This window comes from Faecalimonas sp. LCP19S3_D12 (genome assembly GCF_052121495.1).
Taxonomy (GTDB): domain Bacteria; phylum Bacillota; class Clostridia; order Lachnospirales; family Lachnospiraceae; genus Faecalimonas.
The window spans coordinates 1-20,017 of the sequence record NZ_JBQKED010000012.1; the positions used below are offsets into that span (position 1 = coordinate 1).

At 38.2% G+C, this 20,017-nt stretch carries 27 protein-coding genes and 1 tRNA gene; all 28 read right to left on the reverse strand.

The features are described 5' to 3' along the window. Positions 1-681: hypothetical protein (locus ACTQXY_RS05030; protein WP_441658556.1), on the reverse strand; the 681-nt coding region annotated here is incomplete at its 3' end. Beyond that, entirely contained in the window at positions 671-4,666 is a 3,996-nt protein-coding gene (locus ACTQXY_RS05035) for a phage tail tape measure protein (RefSeq protein ID WP_441658557.1), read from the reverse strand. The genes ACTQXY_RS05030 and ACTQXY_RS05035, both read right to left, overlap by 11 nt. Positions 4,667-4,743: 77 nt before the next feature. Then, positions 4,744-5,061 carry a hypothetical protein gene (locus tag ACTQXY_RS05040; protein WP_441658558.1) on the reverse strand — a complete coding sequence of 106 codons (318 nt, stop codon included), beginning with the start codon at positions 5,059-5,061 and terminating at the stop codon, positions 4,744-4,746. A 41-nt stretch (positions 5,062-5,102) separates the two neighbouring features. Continuing rightward, positions 5,103-5,339 carry a hypothetical protein gene (locus ACTQXY_RS05045; protein ID WP_441658559.1) on the reverse strand — a complete coding sequence of 79 codons (237 nt, stop codon included), beginning with the start codon at positions 5,337-5,339 and terminating at the stop codon, positions 5,103-5,105. Then, positions 5,279-5,701 carry a hypothetical protein gene (locus tag ACTQXY_RS05050; RefSeq protein ID WP_441658560.1) on the reverse strand — a complete coding sequence of 141 codons (423 nt, stop codon included), beginning with the start codon at positions 5,699-5,701 and terminating at the stop codon, positions 5,279-5,281. The genes ACTQXY_RS05045 and ACTQXY_RS05050 overlap by 61 nt, the downstream gene beginning before the upstream one ends. A gap of 29 nt (positions 5,702-5,730) precedes the next feature. Beyond that, positions 5,731-6,561, reverse strand: a complete 831-nt coding sequence (locus ACTQXY_RS05055; protein WP_441658561.1) for a major tail protein — start codon at positions 6,559-6,561, stop codon at positions 5,731-5,733. A 12-nt stretch (positions 6,562-6,573) separates the two neighbouring features. Then, entirely contained in the window at positions 6,574-7,119 is a 546-nt protein-coding gene (locus tag ACTQXY_RS05060; protein ID WP_441658562.1) for a hypothetical protein, read from the reverse strand. Beyond that, the gene (locus ACTQXY_RS05065) at positions 7,119-7,457 is read right to left on the reverse strand and encodes a hypothetical protein (RefSeq protein ID WP_441658563.1); all 339 of its coding nucleotides are present in this window, start codon (positions 7,455-7,457) and stop codon (positions 7,119-7,121) included. Before ACTQXY_RS05065 ends, ACTQXY_RS05060 begins: the two co-directional genes overlap by 1 nt. Beyond that, entirely contained in the window at positions 7,454-7,855 is a 402-nt protein-coding gene (locus ACTQXY_RS05070) for an HK97-gp10 family putative phage morphogenesis protein (protein ID WP_441658564.1), read from the reverse strand. Before ACTQXY_RS05070 ends, ACTQXY_RS05065 begins: the two co-directional genes overlap by 4 nt. Continuing rightward, positions 7,856-8,161: a hypothetical protein gene (locus ACTQXY_RS05075; protein ID WP_441658565.1), complete on the reverse strand. Its 306-nt coding sequence runs from the start codon at positions 8,159-8,161 to the stop codon at positions 7,856-7,858. A gap of 1 nt (position 8,162) precedes the next feature. Beyond that, positions 8,163-8,444 carry a hypothetical protein gene (locus ACTQXY_RS05080; RefSeq protein ID WP_441658566.1) on the reverse strand — a complete coding sequence of 94 codons (282 nt, stop codon included), beginning with the start codon at positions 8,442-8,444 and terminating at the stop codon, positions 8,163-8,165. A 31-nt stretch (positions 8,445-8,475) separates the two neighbouring features. Further along, on the reverse strand, positions 8,476-10,371 hold the full coding sequence (locus ACTQXY_RS05085; RefSeq protein WP_441658567.1) for a phage major capsid protein: 1,896 nt from the start codon (positions 10,369-10,371) through the stop codon (positions 8,476-8,478). After that, on the reverse strand, positions 10,355-11,647 hold the full coding sequence (locus ACTQXY_RS05090) for a phage portal protein (protein WP_441658568.1): 1,293 nt from the start codon (positions 11,645-11,647) through the stop codon (positions 10,355-10,357). Before ACTQXY_RS05090 ends, ACTQXY_RS05085 begins: the two co-directional genes overlap by 17 nt. A gap of 9 nt (positions 11,648-11,656) precedes the next feature. Further along, the gene (locus ACTQXY_RS05095) at positions 11,657-13,504 is read right to left on the reverse strand and encodes a terminase TerL endonuclease subunit (RefSeq protein ID WP_441658569.1); all 1,848 of its coding nucleotides are present in this window, start codon (positions 13,502-13,504) and stop codon (positions 11,657-11,659) included. Further along, positions 13,504-13,929: a hypothetical protein gene (locus ACTQXY_RS05100; protein WP_441658570.1), complete on the reverse strand. Its 426-nt coding sequence runs from the start codon at positions 13,927-13,929 to the stop codon at positions 13,504-13,506. The genes ACTQXY_RS05095 and ACTQXY_RS05100 overlap by 1 nt, the downstream gene beginning before the upstream one ends. A gap of 81 nt (positions 13,930-14,010) precedes the next feature. Further along, positions 14,011-14,328, reverse strand: coding sequence for a hypothetical protein (locus ACTQXY_RS05105; protein WP_441658571.1), 318 nt, complete (start codon positions 14,326-14,328; stop codon positions 14,011-14,013). Next, positions 14,321-14,494 carry a hypothetical protein gene (locus tag ACTQXY_RS05110; protein ID WP_441658572.1) on the reverse strand — a complete coding sequence of 58 codons (174 nt, stop codon included), beginning with the start codon at positions 14,492-14,494 and terminating at the stop codon, positions 14,321-14,323. The genes ACTQXY_RS05105 and ACTQXY_RS05110 overlap by 8 nt, the downstream gene beginning before the upstream one ends. Before the next feature lie 27 nt (positions 14,495-14,521). Next, positions 14,522-14,593: transfer RNA gene (locus tag ACTQXY_RS05115), tRNA-Met, on the reverse strand. Between the two features lie 56 nt (positions 14,594-14,649). After that, positions 14,650-14,904: a hypothetical protein gene (locus ACTQXY_RS05120; RefSeq protein WP_441658573.1), complete on the reverse strand. Its 255-nt coding sequence runs from the start codon at positions 14,902-14,904 to the stop codon at positions 14,650-14,652. Continuing rightward, a complete protein-coding gene (locus ACTQXY_RS05125) occupies positions 14,879-15,343 on the reverse strand; it encodes a hypothetical protein (protein WP_441658574.1) in 465 nt (154 codons plus the stop codon). Before ACTQXY_RS05125 ends, ACTQXY_RS05120 begins: the two co-directional genes overlap by 26 nt. A gap of 348 nt (positions 15,344-15,691) precedes the next feature. Next, entirely contained in the window at positions 15,692-16,156 is a 465-nt protein-coding gene (locus ACTQXY_RS05130; RefSeq protein ID WP_441658575.1) for a hypothetical protein, read from the reverse strand. Continuing rightward, positions 16,134-16,367 carry a hypothetical protein gene (locus ACTQXY_RS05135; RefSeq protein ID WP_441658576.1) on the reverse strand — a complete coding sequence of 78 codons (234 nt, stop codon included), beginning with the start codon at positions 16,365-16,367 and terminating at the stop codon, positions 16,134-16,136. Before ACTQXY_RS05135 ends, ACTQXY_RS05130 begins: the two co-directional genes overlap by 23 nt. A gap of 135 nt (positions 16,368-16,502) precedes the next feature. Further along, positions 16,503-17,195, reverse strand: a complete 693-nt coding sequence (locus ACTQXY_RS05140; protein WP_441658577.1) for a DNA methyltransferase — start codon at positions 17,193-17,195, stop codon at positions 16,503-16,505. 172 nt (positions 17,196-17,367) lie between these two features. After that, the gene (locus ACTQXY_RS05145; protein WP_441658578.1) at positions 17,368-18,168 is read right to left on the reverse strand and encodes a DNA methyltransferase; all 801 of its coding nucleotides are present in this window, start codon (positions 18,166-18,168) and stop codon (positions 17,368-17,370) included. Between the two features lie 118 nt (positions 18,169-18,286). Beyond that, entirely contained in the window at positions 18,287-18,766 is a 480-nt protein-coding gene (locus ACTQXY_RS05150; protein ID WP_441658579.1) for a hypothetical protein, read from the reverse strand. Beyond that, complete coding sequence (locus ACTQXY_RS05155; protein ID WP_441658580.1) at positions 18,763-19,047, reverse strand: hypothetical protein; 285 nt, start codon at positions 19,045-19,047, stop codon at positions 18,763-18,765. The genes ACTQXY_RS05150 and ACTQXY_RS05155 overlap by 4 nt, the downstream gene beginning before the upstream one ends. After that, on the reverse strand, positions 19,047-19,604 hold the full coding sequence (locus ACTQXY_RS05160; RefSeq protein ID WP_441658581.1) for a hypothetical protein: 558 nt from the start codon (positions 19,602-19,604) through the stop codon (positions 19,047-19,049). Before ACTQXY_RS05160 ends, ACTQXY_RS05155 begins: the two co-directional genes overlap by 1 nt. Further along, positions 19,576-20,016, reverse strand: coding sequence for a YopX family protein (locus ACTQXY_RS05165; RefSeq protein ID WP_441658582.1), 441 nt, complete (start codon positions 20,014-20,016; stop codon positions 19,576-19,578). The genes ACTQXY_RS05160 and ACTQXY_RS05165 overlap by 29 nt, the downstream gene beginning before the upstream one ends. Between the last annotated feature and the right edge of the window lies 1 nt (position 20,017).

Sequence of the window (20,017 nt, forward strand, 5' to 3'; positions counted from 1 at the left end):
TCCATTCATCATGGTTTTTATGACGGTCTGTGCCATGCTGTCAACTTCCAGATACTCTCCATCCTCTAAGATAGTATGCACGGTGTAGATACGTCCCCCGATAGCAATCAAAGGATTTACACATTGTCCATAAATTCTAAGTCGAAATTGCGCCGGCGCAAAATGTTCATTTAAGATGTATGTATCTTTCATTCCACTTGCATACCGGTATCCATACCGATATCCATACCGTTTGTTGCTTGTGGATGTAATATCTGCAGACTTGAAAGTGTAACTAGTTTCTTTGATCCAGAATGGATACTCTGCATAGACTCCCATTTTTATTCGTACGATATTACTTCTCTCCTGCTGTCCATCATTTTTAGCCTTTATCATATAACATGTTTTATAATATTCTCCAAGGAATAATTTCCCCGGTTTCTCTTGTATGATATCTGCCTCAACCAAACTAAAAAATCTATCAGCTGCTTCTTTTCTTTCTATTTTATTTCCCGAAAAATCAACAACAAGTTCATTTTCCGAAGCTTTCCTCCTAAATGACCTTATTCTGCTTCCCATGTGTTGTTCTATCGCATCTACCTCCCATTCGTAGTCGTATAGCTCTGATGTCCTTAAGTGGGCTTTTATTCTCTCTCCTGATAATTCTAGCAACTCCCCTGTACTGCCACTTTTATAAATCATCACGAAAAACCACCCCCAGATCAGACAAACCTCTAGTAAGTTCTCTTCCATTCAAATATGTATTTACCTTCATTTGCCTTATAATATTCCCTAGCTCCATAACTAATTTTCGATTTTCTCTTTCTGCAATATTTCCATTTCTTGTATCAATATTTCGTTCTAAATCCCCAAAATGTAAAGCACTTGTAACTGTCTTTTTTACCATGCTTGCTTTTTCCTGTATTCCTACTACATACCCTTCTATTGTTCCATGTCCCAATTTTCTAAATTTTCTCGATGGCGAATTGATATCAAGAGCTCTCTTCGCTGCACGAATACTTTCTTCCGCTACATTCGTCGCTGCGGAAATTACAACGGATTTCCCACTCGCAATCCCTTGCGCTAGTCCTTGCGAAATATTTCTTCCATACCCTTCAAACTTTCTCTTATCTAGTATTGTGCTTATCGTCTGTGTTGCTGCTACTGCGACCCCTTTTGCTGCTTCTTGTACCGCTTCCTTATTTTCATGCATCCCTAAAACTAATCCAAGATTTACATTCTTTCCAGATTCCTTCATTTTTATGGATGGTGAGTGTACTCCAAGTCCGTTATTTACTGATTCAATTGTCTTTACTCCCAAATCTTTACCTGCCGCCTCTGACATCTTCTGTGCTCTCTGCATTCCCTGCACAAGTCCAATAACGGTATTCGCTCCACTCTGTTGCATGATTGGTGTTAAATTCTCTATTCCTCCTGCGATATTTTCTGCGCCTGATGTGAGCAATTGTTGCCCCCATTCGTTCGTCATCCCCCTTATATCAATGCTCTGATTCCACAATTCATTTGCTTTTGCGATTTCCTCACTTGTCATGTTGTTGAATGCCTGCACATAACCAGATCCTTCTGGTCCCATTTCAGCAAGCTTTTGCAAAATTCCTTGATTAATTCCTTTTTCTGCCAATGCTGATAGATTTTGTTCCCACTGCGTTACACCATCTATCTGGCTTTGCATATTAGAAAGCAATGTCTCTGTCGATATCTGCACTCCCCCATCAAATCTCTCGAACATATTCATTTGAGATTCTAACGCTCCCTGTACACTTTCCTGCATAGTTAAAACTGCATTTGTTACATTGGCAGCCATCTCTTGCTGTGCTGAAGATAGACTGTTATATGCTTCCAATTCTTGCCCAGCCATCTCAATGCTTGTACTCTCCACCTCTTGCGCCGCTTGCTTTGCTTCTACATTTTTCTGTACTGATTCTGTATTTTTTATCGTTGCATCCGTCAAACTTTCTGTATACTCATATGCTGTTTCGTACTTTTCGTTTGCTTCATTATACTTTTCATTAAGGGATGTGAGTTTCTCTTCCTGCTTCTCTTTAGTTTCTAGTAATGCATTTTCAGATTCTGAGATTCTCATCAGAGCTTCTTGGGAATCTATCATCTGTCCATTGTATTCAACATAAGATGAAATCCCCTTTTTCATCGTCTCTTCACTCTTCTCCATGATTTGATTTTTTTCATTTTCCAAATCTTTCAATTTTTCCCCAATATCATTGAGATTACTCTCAGCTTCCACCCGTGCCAAGTCTGCTTCTACCATCTTCTTTGTGATATCAGTCATTTTTTCTTGTGCAGCCTGCACCTTGGCAAACTTCAACGATGTTTCAATTGAACTTTTAGTTTGCTGTTCGTTTTTATTTAAAGCACCTGTGTTCTTATCTACTGATAGTGAAAGTTCAGGAAACATTGTATTCAATTCTCTCACTATCATATCCATTCTGCTGATCTGTCCAGATGTCTTCTTTGATGCTTTTTCTAATTTGTACAGCTCATCAACAAGATCTTCTGCTACAGTTTCTTTCGCACTTATGCTTGACATAGATGTTTTCATTTCCTGAAAAGATTTTGAAAGTTCATTTGAAGATTTTTCTATTTTCTTATTAACTTCCTCTGTTTTCTCTCCTAATACATCTGCTTTTTCGGATGCCTCATCTGTTACAGAAGAAAACACGGTCAATGCTCCTACTGCAAGCCCTATTCCTGCAACTATGATTCCTATTGGGTTTACAGCCATTGCCATATTTAATCCTTCTTGAGCTGCCGTCGCTGTAGTTGTCACAGTTGCCTGTGCTGCCGTTGCCGCTGTTTGTGCAACCGTAGCCGCTGTCTGTGTTCCTTTTGCCGCTGTAGATGCCACATCTGCCGCCGTTTCCGCTGTCTTAATTCCTGTAAATTTTAATAACTCTTTCCCGAAATCCGCAACTGTTTTTCCGGCTTCTTTTACTTCTCCAATAAACTTTTTACTTTTATTTATAACAAATATTGTTCCAACTGCTGCCCCTGTAGTCGTTGCAATCGGTACAATTGTTTCAATGTTGTCTGCCAGCGCTTTCATTCCTTTTTGTGCGGTCGGCAAAAATTTTACTAAAATCGGCTGCATCACATCTGTTTGAAATGTTCTCCCTAACATTTTCCATTGGTTTGACACGCTGTCGTACTTTATTTTCTTGATATCTTCCATCGTGCCGTGAACATTTTTGTATGTATTATTTACATTGTTCAGCGAGGTGATTACTTTCATAGCATTATCTTCTCCAAGCGAACTCCATGTGTTGCTTGCGATCGTAAGAGCCTGTTGCTGGTTCTCCGTACTTGCCAAATCCGAAATTACTGATTGAAATACCTGTTTCGTTGTCACTTCTCCGTTTTTCCATTGTTGGAATAGTCCTTGCGTCTCCACGGAAAAAGCGTTTATGTTCTCTTCAATTCTTCCATCTGCTAGGCTTATGCCAAATTCTTTGACGTAGTCATTTATCTTATCTAGGTTATACGCTCCTGAATCAAGTCCATTTTGTAGAATCGAAAACATTTCTTCTGCAGAAAATCCTGCTTGTCCCCACAGCTGACTGTATTCCGCAATGTTATCTGCAAGTTCTCCCGATTTATCCAAACCATTCTGTGCGCCTGCTGCCATGTAATCAAACGCTTGTTCCGCACTCAATCCCATGTTGTCCATGAGCGCATCTATTCCTCGTATGGATTCGCTTAAATCCATTTCAAAAACATCTTGCAACGCAATTCCATTTTCAGCCAGTTCTTTTATTTTTGTCGGATTCGTCTCATTCGTGTACTGCTTTACAAGAGCCATCGCATTTGCAACATCATTCACCGAATCCGCATATCCACCTTTATATAATTCCTGCATCTGAGCATTATATTCTTTTGTCGCCTCCGCTGCCGTTCCTGTGCTTGCCCTTAGCTGGTTTTGAGCGTCCTGGAGCTCTAGTGTTCCTTGTACTGCGCTGCTAAATAAGTCTTTCCCAAGTTCTTTTCCTGTTTCAATCAGGCTCCTCTTCACATCCGTCTTTAGTAACGTCGAAAATTTTGTAAGTTCACTAACCGTTTTATCTGTCTTTTCTCCGAAATTATCGATGCTCTTTGCGCATTTATCCGTTGCTTTCTCTGCTTCTAGTAGGTAGCTTTCATTTTCTTTTACCGCTTTCGTCGCACGGATCGTCTGAGACTCTGCATTGTTTAGCTGCTTTTTCCAATCTTGTACCCGGTTCCCAGCTCTTTGGTAAGTCGCTTCCCCTTTTTCTACCGCCTTTGAAAGTGACTCAATCAGCTCTGCTTGCTTTTTCAATTCTTCACCTGATGCATCAGAAGCCTTTTCCATTTCGTTTATTGCGTCTTGAGCTTTTTGCAATTGCTCTTTGTATTCCGCAAGTTCTTTTCCGACTTTTTCATATTGCTGTTCTGCATGTTTTAATCCAATCCTTACAGCTTCCTCTTTTTTCATCTGCTCTTCCAAAGTGTTTGATAGTACTTCGTGCTTTCTTTTCAGTGTATCAAGCGTATTTGCGCTTCCTGCCGTCTGTGCTTCTACGAGTTTCATCTCAGACTTCATCGTCGCAAGATTTTTATTACAAGAACTTACCGCTGACCGAAATTCTTTCTCTCCATCCAATGTGATATAAGCGCCTATTTTTTTCTTTGCCATTTTCTCACCTGCCTTTACTTAAAAATTGGTATAAAAAGAACACCTACCACTTATGATAGATGTTCTCTTCAAAACTTTTATTTTTGCATATGATTTTTTACGTACTCTTTAAACAGTTCTCTTTGTCTTTCTTTTTTTAATCGCTGCTCCGTTCTCCAAACTGCATCTAATCCATCTAGTTTTTTTATAAGCCATTGTACAATATACGGAATCAGCATAATTGCAAATGAGATGACAAATGGTGCAATGTCTCGTTTCAATACGCTTTGTATAATACCTCCTGCAATCCATATGACAGTCCATGTTGTCTTATACGGATGAAATTTTATAAAATAACTTGCGATTGCCTTTATCAATACATAAATCGCTACAAAATAAGAATTTCTCTTTTCCATATCTTCACTCCCTGTATATTATTAGCATACCACATTCTCTTTTATAAATCCATAAGAGATTGCACTTTTTCTTCTTCAAATGTCATTCTTTTCATCCGGATATTATGCATATTTTTCCATTCTTCAAACAGATCGCACCACTTTCCATAATACATATGAGCTACTTCTTTTTCGCTGTATCCGATGTCCATTCCGACATATACGATCCACGCAAAGTTTATTTCTGAGTCTCCTCCGTCTCCCTCTGCGTGGTCTCCCCGTTTTTTCTTTTGAAACACTTTGAAAATTCATCTCTTAATACACGTCCAAGTTCAACCGGGGACATATCTACTTTCCTTGCGAGGTCAACCTCTGTGATTTCCATTTGTGCGCCTTCGATTTCTAGCCCTTCCTGTATCATCCACATCAACGCTTTTCTTAGTGTTTTGGCATCCGGAATTCCATATGCTCCAACCATGAATCCTTCTTCATTTCTTACAATTTCTCCCTCTTCATCGCGCTTCGGTACAAATCCAGTTAAATTGTTTTCAAACTCTGTCAGATCTCCGTACTCCTCTTGAATTTTTTCCAATACTAAAATATCACATTTCAGGGGATAGCTATCCCCTGATAATTCAATATAATTTACTTTCTCAAACATTATTACTTGTCCTCACTTGTATTTAACGTTTATTTTGATGTAACGGTAGTCTCTCCTGCTTTCTTTGCAAGATTTCCTTCTGCTGTAGCTTCCACAATCACAATTTTATCTCCTGTTTTCGCCACAATTTCAGCCGTTCCATCCCATGTTTTCCACCCCGTTGTCGCACTACACACCTCATTATAAGCCGGCATCGTTACCGATGCTCCTGTTTTATAAAAATATGTATTTGTTTCATCTTTCTGTCCCGTTACCGTAATCTTTGTTTTTCCTGTTTCCGTCGCACTTGCAGCGCTCTTAATCGCTAGCTCCTTTAATGTAGCTCCTAGCTTTTCATAAACCCAATTCAATGCCTCCTGCACTGTATCAAAACTTCGTGTGTCTTTCCAATCCCCATCGCCTGCTGCCAACGCTCTTCCTGTGATGGACGGTGTCTTGTATTCAATCGCATCTGCCTTTGTCGCATAGTCTTCTGAGGGCTCTGAGAATTTTGTTTTATACAATATATTTCCAATAAATGAACGTTTCCCATTGACCTTTTCAACTGATATCCAACCAAGACCTACATAGTTTGATTGATCGTCTTTATTGAATGTGACACCATTCATTTCTTCATTGATTTTATGCCCAAACATTTTTTCGTGTGCCGTGATTGGAATTGTACTTGTATTTAGCGTAACCTCTGCGTAATTAAATTCCTTGTCGTATTCTGCCTGCTCGTCATCCGCATTTAAGCTTCCTTCCGCATAATTTGGTGTAACTTGTAACCCTACTGCCTTTCCAAAAGCAAACGGTTCATCATATGTCTTTTCCCCTGTCATTTTTGCTACAATTGGTTTTCTAAGTCCTACATATGCCATTTTATTTCCTCCTTATATTCCTGCTTTTCGTTGTAACCATTCATCAGCTTCTTCTTTTGTCCAAAACTGTTTTTTTGTTCTCCATTTTCCATTGCAATCCGGAACTGCCTTTCCTTTTATCTCTGGCGTTCCGTATTTGATGGAATCTCCCTTCGTCTCATGTTCCTGTTCTCCATCAGAAAATTTTACTTTATGTATCCATACTGCTGCATATTTTCTCTTCCCTGATACCACTTCCGCAACTCTAATGCCCATCCCGACATATCCCGCTCTGTCACTTACTCCTGAAATCACTTCATCTCCATTTACAGAATGCCCAAACATAATCCATTCCGCCTCTTTTGGCGTTTCACTTGTGTTCATCGTTATATCTGCGTAAGCAAATTCCTGTTCTTCATCTGTGTCATTTATCCCTCCGTACTCGCTTATGTCCTCGTAATTCGGCGATATCACTACTTTTATCGCTTTCCCAAACCGAAAGCCTTCCGAGTACCATGCATTTCCATCATTCTCCTCATATTTTGCAATTATCGGGCTTGCAACCCCTACAAATGCCATTATTCATCCTCCTCCACATAACAGCTAAAGCACAGATGATTGTATCCTGTATCTTTTTCATACATCGTTTCAATGTCTGTTACAACCATTCCATGCTCTCTTAACTTTTTCTTGATTTCTTTTCTCTTCTCGATGTAATTTCCCTTTTTGTATAGATGAATTTGCATGTACTGTGTCCATTCCTGATCCTCATCATCCGCATAAAACCCCGGCGTATCTAATTCCGGGTTATACACAATATAAAGTTCTGGTTTGCTTTCGTCATACGGATAGGTTAGTGGGTATATTTCTGTCACGACTCCCGAAAGCGCCTGTTCAATTTTTTGGTTTACGTTCATTTCCCTGCCACCTCATTAAACTTCTCCTGCATAATCTGCAAGCACTCATTCTCTGAATGATGTACTGCTTTCCCAATTACCGGTCTCGCCTCTTGCTTTGATGTTCCATACTCTAAGTATGCAAGTTTTTCATTGTTGCGCACTCCTTTTCGGTCTTTCCCTGTAGCTGTCACCGCTATATAATGCCCATACTTATTCCTTCCCGGTTCCATGGGTTTTATGGATTTCTTCAAATCTCCTTTTGCGTATCCTCTATTCGTTTCTTTGGATACCTCTTTTTTTAATTCTCTTTCAAGTATCGGAGCGGCTTCCGCAAGTAATTCCGGCGCGTATTTGTCAATGTCCCCTAGTCGTTCTAATTCTTTTGCCAAATCATCAAACCCAAACTCTTCAAACATTTAACCACACACCACTTCTATTTTCGCTTTTCCAACTTTATAAGTTCTCACGATTTTATATTCTTTTTCATCGCATCCGATTATCTTTTCTATACATCCTCTGTCTGCTAGTTTTTTTGCATATTCCCAATCTTCCTGCCTTATTTCATACACCGTTTTAACATTTACTCCAGCTTTCATGGATTCATAAGTTTCCGTCCTAGTAACAGATTTTTCTTCCGCGAATACTCTGATCAGTTTCTTTATTTGGCTTGGAAATCCATCTTTATCCTTTTCTGTTTTTGTTATAACCAATTTAATTTCCATATTAGCTTTCCTTTTCATAATCTCCCGAAAGTTTCATCGCGTCCTTGAGTTTTTCGAAGGCACTTTGAAATCTTTCTGTTTTCTCATCATATCCGTAGTTTGCTTTACAGTATAAAACCATTGCTTGGAAATATGTCGGGTCATCTACACCCCCGTAAACTCCCGACATCTCTAACTCTCCTATGCAGGTTTTAGCTAAATCCTCTAATTCCTCTGCTGCAAGTTCTCCAACTCTTACCCTCTGCATCAACTTTTCAATCACTTCACGCTTTATTTCCTGCATTGCTTCACCGCCTGTTACTCAACACCTTTTATTATACTTTTTTCTTCGTTACCGTTACGAGCGAATGTTTATCGATCACTTTTCCATCGCAGATCATAACAGCTTTCGTTATCTGATCTTCTGTATTGTCATCCTCATACGTTTTTACTCGCATTGCATAATTTGTGTTAAACATGTAATCAGACCAGTCAAACAAGAACGCTACAACCGTATCCCCCGAAATCGTTGATCCTAAACTTGTCATGTATTCGTTTAACACCACTCTTCTTCCTAAAAGCGTTCTTTCCGGCTTTCCGTTAATTCCGTAATTCACCCTCGCGATTGGCTGTTTGTTTGTATCTAACATTCCGATAAATTTCATAAAAGTTTTCTTCGTCATATTCCATACTGCTCCATTTTCGTACGCCAACGGAAGAGCTGCTTCTGCGTCAACTAGCGTCTGATAAGTAACATCCCCTGTCGCCGCAATGTCCACATTTTGTCCTGTTTCTACAGTTTCTTTTAATACTCCTTTTGGCTGTCCTGTACCAGTTCCGCTGATAAATGCCATTTCTTGTGCTTTTACCATTGCCTCAGATACGCTGTTTACAAAAACATTTTCGAATACCTGCAGCGACATTACACTTGTTTCCAATGTCATAGAAATTGCGCATCTTAATTTGTATCCTTTAATATCAATTTGACCGGTTGTTTTTTTCTGTTTTTCAGACGTTGCGCCTTCCGCAACCCATGTCGCCACCGGCTTTACGGTTGATGTCGGAATCGTCGCTCCTGCCGGATATGCCGTTTTTGTTACAAGTGGCAGAATCATTCCAATGCTTTCCATTTTTTCGATAATTCTTTGCACTACTACCGGTGAAATCACAGATCCGATATCCGTTGTTTTTGTTGGTCCTGCTTCATTTTTAAATTTTTCCGGAATTTCTTTTCCGCTTAACACATAATTCATAAATGCATTTCTGTACTCTGTCGAATCATAAATGTTTTCCTGTTCCTCAATTTCTCCTGTAAAATTCATCATGCTTCCCATTTGTCCAAATGGATTCATTGCAAGCGGTTCATTGTTTAACGCATTAAAATCCGCCTGCGCCTGTGCGATTGCATCCCATTTGTTATCTAAATCTTTCACTTCGTCCATCTTCTTTTCTGCACCTTCTGCGTCTCCGTTATTTAATAGGTTCTGCGCTTCGTCCATCAGTGCTTTTCTCATTGCTTCGTACTGTTTCTTATTCATCTTGTTTCTCCCTTCATTCTCAAAAAATTTAGTTTTTGTTGTAACAAAAAAAACAGAATCTCCTTGTTTTGGTTCTTCTGTTTGTCCCATAATTTGTCTGATTCTTCCTAACATCTCTTCGTTTGGAAGTTCAAAGTTTCCTGCAACCATGAAGCTTTTTTCTTCTTTTTCCTCAAACATGATTGCATCAATTAACTTCTTTTCTTTTGCTTGTTCCGCCGTAAGCCATGTTTCATGTTCCATCATGCTCAGCGCTTCATCTTCGCTCATTCCGCTTTTTGTTGTATATGCGGTGCAAAGCGCCCTGTCTGCCGTTCGTAAAACTTCCGCCGTATGCTCCATTGCGCTATGGTTTCCCCGTGCACCAGTCGATACACAATGTACCATCATAAGCGCTGTTGGTGACATCTCGCAATATCCTGCCATTGCCACAATTGATGCTGCGCTACAGGCTTCTCCTGTAATATAGATTTTTACATTCTCACAACTTCGAAGCATCGTGTAAATTTCACTTCCCACATCAATCACGCCACCCCCGGAGTTGATATACACCTCAATTTCATCTCCCAGTTGCATTGTATTCAATACTTTTTTTACGTCATTCGGACATGTGCTGTCCATTTTGAAATAATCATAAAAAAACTTATAATCATTCGGAATCATAACTCCTCTGATGTCAATTCGCCTTTTCAACCTTCTCACCTCCTCCATGCATATCTAAATATGCGCTTTTTAAGATTTGTCCCATGACATTTGTCATTTGCACATAGTTTTCTTGGTTCATTTTCCCCAAGCAATCCTCCAGCATATTCACAACCTGCGTATCCAGTCTTCTGATTGGTCGATCTCCTCCTGGTACTGGTGCCATATTCATGGTTGCTCTCCATTCGTTTGGTGTCATCGCGCCTCTATCCACCATTGCTTGAAATGCAAGTTTTGTTGTAAGACTTGCGCATTGCAGATTATTCGCTTCGAATGTGATTCTGTTTCCAAAACCCCTTTCTTTTCGTGAAAATACTCTCACAGTGTATGTCTGATGCATCTGTACCACTACCGGTTCTATTTCCGCTTCGTAGTACGCGGTCCATTCATCCTCATTGTAAGAACTCTGTACAATTTTTTTATTTGTATTAAAAAACGAATAAATTCTTTCTATCGTTCTATCTGTAATCGCAGCGTTTGGTACATAATCTTTTGGTTCAATGCGCTGTACGTCCGCTTTTGCGTCTACTCCTGCCGCCCCAAACGAATCCGTTTCTACTGCAAGATAATTGTCAACAAAACTTTGTACATTCTTTTTAATATCCTCATCTCGCATTGATGCTGTATATTTCAGCAGCCACCTTACTACTCCACTGTTTTTTATCGCTCTTATGATGCCTTTATCTATCGTTCCGATTACTTCCATCATCGTTGTTATTGCTTGTGCTGGACTTTCTCCGAAGATATCATCCTCATTGTAATCCTGTTTCAAATGTATGATATCTGAATATCTAAACACTCCCTGTTTTCCATTTCTGTATTGGAATTTTAGGAACAATTCTCCACTGCCGTTGTATTTTGCTTCTGCTGTTACGCAAGGTATCGGATATAATTGTAGTGCTTTTCCATTTTCATCTCGCACAATCAAGATGAAGGCATTATTGTTCAGGCATAATTGATTAGCTACTTTTTCTTGCATCTGCTGCCCTGTCATATACGGATTCGGCTCTTCCAGTAAAAACCGAATATTCGCATCCGGATTCACTTTTAGTCCACCGTTTGCCGGGTCATCCCGAATGTGTTTTCCAGCCAGCTTCCCAATCGCTTTTACCTTCGGTCTGATGCATGCTCTTACAATATCGCTTTGATACATTTTCCCATCCCATGCATAGTAAAAATCCCCAAGCGTAGTCACCATTTTCAATACTGTATTTTTCGCCTGATCTCCTTGATTTTTTGTTGGTTCTCTCTTTCTAAATAGTTTCACGTTTCCTCCTTATATCACACTCAAATATTCATTCATTTTCTCTTCCAAAACTACATATGCATCCAGTAAAGCCGCCGTTCCGTCAATTCGTCTTCTTTGGTTGCTCGTTTTATGTGGCTGTATATTGTCATTTTTATCAATATCAACTGCTGTGTTGCACAAGCACCATCTGTCAATTGGATTGTTGTTGTAATTTATCAGTTTTGCCTGTAAGTCCGCTTTCATGTTTTTCATTGGAGCTGATAATGTCTGTTTTCCCTGTCTTATCGGTATCATTACATTTTTTCCAAATTCCATCTCCATTTCGTCTACCCAGTAAGCAGCCGACCATGCATCATATCCAACTGCATAGATATAAATGTCCAATTCATTTTGCACTTCTTTAAACCACTCCGTTACATACTTCGGATGATTCTTATTTCCCGGACAGGTTCTTACATATCCCTTTTGGATCCAAATGTCATACGGGATTTTATCTTCCATCACTCGTTTTTCAACCAAGTCCTCCGGTATCCAATACATTTGCAGTACATAGATATGTGGGTCTCCCGGCACCATAAATAATACTTTCGCCGCTGTAAGGTCGGTCGTTTCTGATAGGTCCGTTCCTCCGATTCCATAACGAGGTTTCAGAGCTTTTAGATCATAAACATCGGTATTGTTCGCTTCTTCCAAAGTCAGCCACGCTTCCGCTGTCGTCTCCGGTACATTGAAATCTTTACATAACAAATTCTTTACAAGCAGCGAATTTAGTTTCGCTTTTGCAACTTTCGCCTCAAGCTGATCTATTCTTTTAATTGTTCCAAGTCCCGGATTCGCCTTGATGTACGTTTCCGGATTTGTCCATTCTTTCCGATTATCCAGTTCGTATATCAATGCAAGTAGATGTTCGTCCTTGTAGCCTTCCGGGTCCTCGAATCCATTTATCACATTCTCCGCCTCATCATATTTCCTGTCAAAAACATGTTCTCTCACTGTTCCGGCTGTTGTCGTAATAAAAATCAAAGGTTCTTCTCTTGCGCTTGTGCCGTCCACAATTACGTCATACAGGTTATCATCTGTCCACGCATGTATTTCGTCCATCGTTGCGCAATGTACGTTCAATCCATCTAATGTCTCTGAATCACGTCCGAGCGGTTTGAAAAAGCTATCATTAAATTCTGCGGTCAGTTCCGCGACAAGCGGTTTATTCCGCTTTAGTAACGCTCCACTCTTTTTCACCATTCGCTTTGCTTCCAACCAAATGATTTTTGCTTGGTCTTTTTTCGTTGCAACTGCGTATACTTCCGCTCCCGGTTCTCCATCTGCCATTTGCATATATAAACCAATTGCGGCTGATAAAGTGGACTTACCGTTTTTACGTGCCACCATAAGCAATACCTCTCGGTATTTTCTTAATCCTGTTATTTTATGTACGATTCCAAATGTTGCTGCTACCAATGCCTTTTGCCATAGTTCCAAAATAAAGGGTTGACCTCCCATCTTCCCTTTACTGTGCTTACAATAATTTTCTACAAATTCAATGGCATGATTTGCTCTTTCCGAACTATATTCCCATTCGCTCTCCAGATCATCTAAAAAACGAATGATTTCCTTGTACATTCGGTATACTTTCCAGCTTGTATTGATTGCTCCATATTGTTTTTGGAAATTACTCCGTTGCTTTATTTTCTTTTCAAGTTCTTCTTTTCTTCGTTCCAAAAAAGCAGAGCTGACATTTTCCTTCAACTCTGCTTCTTGTATCTCTGTTTGTAATTTTTCTATTTCTGCAAATAACGGTTTCTCTTTTATCTTCTCCCAATACTCTCTTATCGGATTGTAATTTTTCTCATAGATAATTTTTCTAGCTGCGTTCATTATTTCATCCGCTCCCGCAAGAAATCATCAAAACCGTCATTTTCTTGTATAGGCTTTTCCGTTTTAGGTAAACACTCAACCAATATTTTCATTGCTTGTGTTTGCTTCTGTGACATTTGCAGATATAGCTGTGCATCTGGACTTTGCTTTGTGCCATATTGATTTTCTCCATTCTTGTATTCCACCGTTGTCCCATCCCTTATGATCGACTCCCTTAAATCTTGCATTGTAATTGTCAAAAAAGCTACGTCTTCTATCGTTGCAAATACCAATTTCTTTTTATTTTCATCTATTTTTGAGAACAATCTTTTTAATCTTCGCACCTCTTTGTCAATCCGTTTCTTTTTCTCTAAATACTCCGCAACGCTGTCAAATTCAGCCTCTCTTCGTCTTTGCTCTTCTTCAAATTCATCATAATTTATCAATATACCACACCCCCCTTATGATAACCTTTGTGTTAAATGAATGAGGACTCTCGGTCTTTTCCCCTAAAAAATATTATTATTTTAAGGGGGGGCTTGACAGATTACATTCCCCTCTTCATCAAATTCTACTCTCACAAGTCCATTAATTTCCTCTTGCTTGTTCTCTTTATTGTGACAAATATGGCAGTCATATTTTAAATTATCAAAGTTTAATGCGACGTCTGAATTATTTATATTCTTAGGCGTCAGCTCTTCTTTGTGATGCACAATATATCCCGGTACTTCATGGCATGTCTCGCACATTCCTCCATCTATCGCTTCTCTATGCTTGATGTACGCCTCTCTGCACTTCTTCCAAGCTTTTGAATTATAAAATCCTTTTGCAAATTCTCTAGCCATCTTCCTGCACCGCTTTTATCTCGTATGCACTGTCTATTATCTTGACATCTAAATCCATTTTCTCTTTAAGCCATGCTCTTTCTTTTTCTATTTCTTCCTTTCTCATTGCGCATCTCGCTTGTAATACTAATGTACTTCCTGGTTTTATTAATACAATTCCATCCATATCGCTTTCTCCTTTTTATTTTTTTGCTGGATACTGCCGGAATTGAACCGACTACTTACCGTTTATGAGACGGTTGTTCTACCACTGAACTAAGTATCCAAATAAAAATGACAACAGACTGCTGCCTGCTGCCACTTTCACATCAAATATATTTTCTATCTCTCATATTCTTCTGCAAGTTCCTTGAATAATTCAGATAGTTCTATACACTCTTCTTTTGTAAGATCGTAACCGAAATGCTCATCACAACACTCCAGCAAGAAAAATTTTTCGTTTTCTCCAGTCATTACCGCAAATACCCTATTGTCTGATATTCTCTCTAGTAATTTTCTGTATTTTTGAATAACATAATGTTGTAATTGTTCATCCCTATCAAAATCCAGTTCATGCATTTTCATCACATCTCTCATAATACCTCTCTAAAAGTCTTTTCGTTTCTTCTAATGTGTCTATTATATTTCTTCCACAAAAAAGTTCCTGATAACTCTTTTTCTCATTATTATGCTTCAACGGAATATCTTCTATGTTTTGCCATACATATTTTATACCATAGCTCCTTGAATACCTTCTTGGATAACCCCCAGTACTTACTTCGTGAAGTTTATTTAATTCCTTTATATGTTTTTGTGCATTATTCGCAGCCTTAACCGCTTTAAAAATCTTTTCATCTTCTTCTGTAATTCCGTAGTCTTTTGCTCTATCGTAGCAATCCACCATCCAATGAAGACAACTTCCAAGTCTGAAATAAACTTCACTTTCATCTGCGTCTCGCCTTTTTATCGTTTCATACAATTCATCGTAAGCCTGATTCATGCTATACAAAAGCATTTCTTTGTTCTCAATTTTCATAACATATACCTCACACATTTTCTTAATATCATACTTCCTATTTCCAAAAAATACAATCAAAAACGCCCTACTGAATTAGTAGAACGTCTCTTTGTGTGAGCTATATTCAAAGCACATCCCCTATAAACTACACGGATTGTTCGTTCGCCAATCATTTATCACTTCCGGGATGTTATCAAAAGCATTCGGACTACTGCAATCACCGAATTTGTCTTTTTCCTTTTGATAAAGTTTTCTACACATTTTATAGCATTGCAGAACTTCAAACGTGTCATTCCTGTAGATTGTTTTTATTAATCTTTGCGTTTTTACCATACTAGCACATTTAAAGCGAACAGTGGCGAACATTTACAAAACTTTTTCAAGAAATCTATTATGCATCATCCGGCAACTGTCCTTTGTAAATGGTATTTTCTTTTTTGGAAACATGTTATTCATTTTCATTGCCACTATCTCCCAAGTCAATCCATCGATATAATATAACTGAAACATTACTCTTAACTTGCTTTTTTCGATTTGCTGTATGTATTCTTCTACCTGCACTTGTTTCTCTAGCAAATCTATTTCTAAGCGTTCTAGCTGTGCTATTTTCTTTTTATACGCACTTTGTTTAAGTTCAATCATTACCCGTGGTTTTCCTTCAACTTTTACAGTGCCAAGTGACTTTCTCCCTTTCTTTCCACAGGACACTGCATCTATTACAGTTTCTTTATCGAGTTTTTCCAATGCTCTTTTATCTTTCTCTATCCTTCTTCGTAAGTCTTTTATTTCCTCTTTCATATCTGCGTACTCAATTAATATTGTTCTGTCCACCAGCACCACCTCCCTTAAGTCTTGCCTCATAAAAATCCGCCACACTACTATACTCCGTCAACTGTTTTCTTTCTTTGCGATGTCTGCATGTTGTGTATGCTTTCCGCTGCATGTGCCACTTTGCACTCTCCGATGGTCCTTGCTTTATAATATCATCAAAGGTCTTTTCCTCATCCAGCTTTGCTTGCTTCCGTGTTCTTCCATAGCTCAAATTATCACTTCCCTTCAAATTTTATATTTTTTTAAATAGCGTTAGATTTTTCAAGTTCGCGTGTATATATAGTAGAGGAGCCTATAATACTGTGAGGTCGGGGCAACTGCACTTAAGACCGTGCTCCGCTGTCCTCTATAAAAAATCCTGTAACTTCATTTGTGCTGTTCCTTCTTTGTATCGTTTCAATGACAAATCGTACATATATTTGCATTTTTCAAATCCAACAAATGAATTTCCATTCTCATTAAACGCTATCAGACTACTTGCACTTCCTACATGAGTATCAAGAATTTTCCATTCTGACGGTATCTTATATTTCTGTAATATCCATCGGTATAAATTAACCGGCTTTTGCGTTGGGTGTATACGTTTTTCGTTCAGTTTCTTATTTCCTTGCTGAATCGTTCCTTCAGTAATTGATTTTCCCTGAAACATTCCGTTCCACATATATCGGAATATTCTAACCGAATTATGTAAACTGCAGAACGCAATTTCACAATCCGAAAAATCTGTTTTATCATTACATTTATCCCATACAATCCTTCCACTTCCAAAAGGATAATTAAAATAATTGCATCCCCAAACAATCTGATGTTTTGACACTCTGGCCAGTTCATTAAAATACATTTCTGTTGGAATTTCCCAGTCATCTATCTTTTTATAAATTCTTTGAACTCCTATGGGACTGATTCTTCTCCCATAAAAACTCCTACTATTCGGTCCTTTGAAATACGGAGGGTCTACAATTGCAATATCAAAATATTTATCTGGAAATTCCTTCATTCCGTCCATGCAATCCATATTGTAATAACCAAAATCAAGCATTTATTACACCTCTTTCACAAATCTTTAAAACTTCGTTCACATTCTTTCTATCTTTTCATCACAGGATTATCACAAATCCTGTGTATAGTAATAATCAAACAAAGACATTTAGTTTTTTATATAGATTTTCTTTTTCATAATTAGCCGGTCATTGTACCGGCTTCTCCTCTGTTTACAGAAAGTCCTCTATGCTCATCTGATTATCTTTTTCAAATACAAGCATTTCATCTTTTGCCCTGTTATAAAATGTTCGGTCAATTTCAAATCCAAATGCATTCCTGTTAAGTTCTGCTGCTGCTCTTAGCGTGCTTCCACTTCCACAGCACGGATCTATCACTACATCTCCCGGATCTGTAAAAATCTCAATCAATTTCTTCAGAACTCTAATTGGCTTTTGTGCTGGATGAATTTTAGGAATATCTTTTCCGTCTTTTTCCCATTCAAACCAATTGAAAATCATTTTTCCAGTACCTCTGATTGTTTTACCATTCTCATCCGTCTGTACTCCATTTCTGAATTTTGGTAGCCTGTCTCGATAAAATACAAGTGCATACTCTGTTGCACCAACGACACGCATATTCGCCTTTAACACCTGCGGACTGTAATTTTTACAGAATACAAGCGGTATGTAATGTATGAACCCATGTTTTTCAGCCGCCTTGATAAGTGTATGTATTTGCTCAAAGGAACAAAATACAATCATACACGGAGAATTACTGCTCCTGCCCCGTTTTATCGGTTTTGTGTCATCTTTCTTTAACATCTTGCTACAAAAATGGAAATACTCATACAAGTTAAAATTAAAATCTGAGTTAAATGCTGCTTTTCCCGCCAGTTTACTCTCTCCATTCTTGTTATCACCGCCGTTATACCACATCGGATTACTTCCGTAGAAATTATTCCCAACATTATACGGCACATCTGCAATAATAAGCTGCGCCGGTGGTATTGCATATTTTTTATAGTTCTGCATAGAATCTCTATATATTTCACGCTTTATTTTTCTTTTTCTATTGTTTAATTTCTCCATTTTTTTAAGGAATCCGACATGTCTTTCCCGGCCGGGGATTCGGTCTCCTTTCTAAAATTTTCTACTCCACTTTCATAAATTTGTTCATAATATGTTCATTTCCTGCTGCCGGAAGGTCTTTCTTAGGCTTGTATGGTTCCAGAAGTGGACGCCATGCTATAACCTTTCGTTTCACAGCACAATTCCCCTTTTCGCACTTCCATTTTCCATCAATCGTATAAGATGTTCCGGATTTTCGTGTTCCGTCTTCAAATTCAAAAGTTACATTTACTTTGTCCGACGACTTTTCAAACATTGCATTTGACCACATGTCTGTTCCTTTAAATTTTGCAAATATAGAATCATGTTCTTCCGGCAATCCGTCTTCTACCGGAATCCAACCGACATTGCTAGTAACATTCGTATCTCTACAATTCGTCAAATAGTTTCTTATAATCTTGGAGCAATCATACACTGCACTGTTGTATCCTAAATCGAGGTCACTCTTGACAAATCTATTCTTCTCTTTTATCTCTTCCAAAATCTTCTCTAGTACGTTCATTGAATCACTCCTTTTCGTTTAAGCCACTGTTTGACACGTTCCGTCCCTATGTATTCCATAATTTCCTCGTCAATTGCATCCATGTGGTAAACTGGATATTCTTTTTCAGGCTTCTCCCATTCATCTGCCGTACAATCAAAAATCATCACAAATTTATATCCTGTCCCATAATGACTATACAGCCACTCATGGATATTCTGAGGGTTTGCATCTTTTCCAGATACGCGAATATGAGGGTAAATTCCATATCTGTCTACCTTTTCTTCTTGATTTACTTTCATCACTCCACCTCCAACAAATCTGCATTATCAAAAATATCCTTTTCTCGTGCTTTAACTGTACTCCAATCACAATCGAGTTCTTTTGCTATTTTGTTAATGCTATATCCCTTATCTAGCAACTCTTTAACATCGCTGATTGAAACATCTTTTCTGTGGAAAGGTTGTCTCGTTCCTTTTCTTGCATGATTCATTTCTAAGAGTCTATCCATCATCTTTTGAGTAATCTTTTTACCTTTATTATGATTACTGTTATGAACAGAATTTAATACAACAGACAAATTATTTTTAGAAGCATTTAATCTGTTTTCATCAATGTGATGTACCGAAAATTCTGTGGGTATTTTAGAATCCAACCAATACATCATTAATAATCTATGAATATGTATTTTATCTTTTCCGATACTTACAGCAGGATATTTCCCATGCATATAAATATGTTTAACTGAAGTAACTTGTGAATCCGAGTACCATAAAATAGCATTTTCTAATTCTTTATAATCTACAATTGCTTCACAATCATTTACAAAGTTAATTTTCTTCTGTTTCTTTACCGTCATTTAAACCTCCATCAAAAATATTTCCAACCACTTCTACATCTTCCGGCTCAACGGATTCTCCAAAGAAATGATTGTACATCCAACCTTTCTTGCTTAATACCCAGCTTGCCTTAAAATGATGCCATGATACCATTAATTTTTCATTTTCGCCTATACGCAAAATATCATTCTCCCAAATCTTCTGACCGTTCTTATCTACAAGTCCGGTGTACTGGCAGAGAGTGGTTTGGTCAATTTCATGCATGACAATTATTTTCCCTAGCTCTTCGTCAACATTAACTTTGTTTCCTGTTGTATGAATATAATACTTTCCACCACTCCTTATTAAATCTCCCTCGACCCAAACATTATCAAATGCATGTTTTTCATTATGTTTTTTAGTTGTTCTTGCTTTAAAAAGTATTTCTCGCATT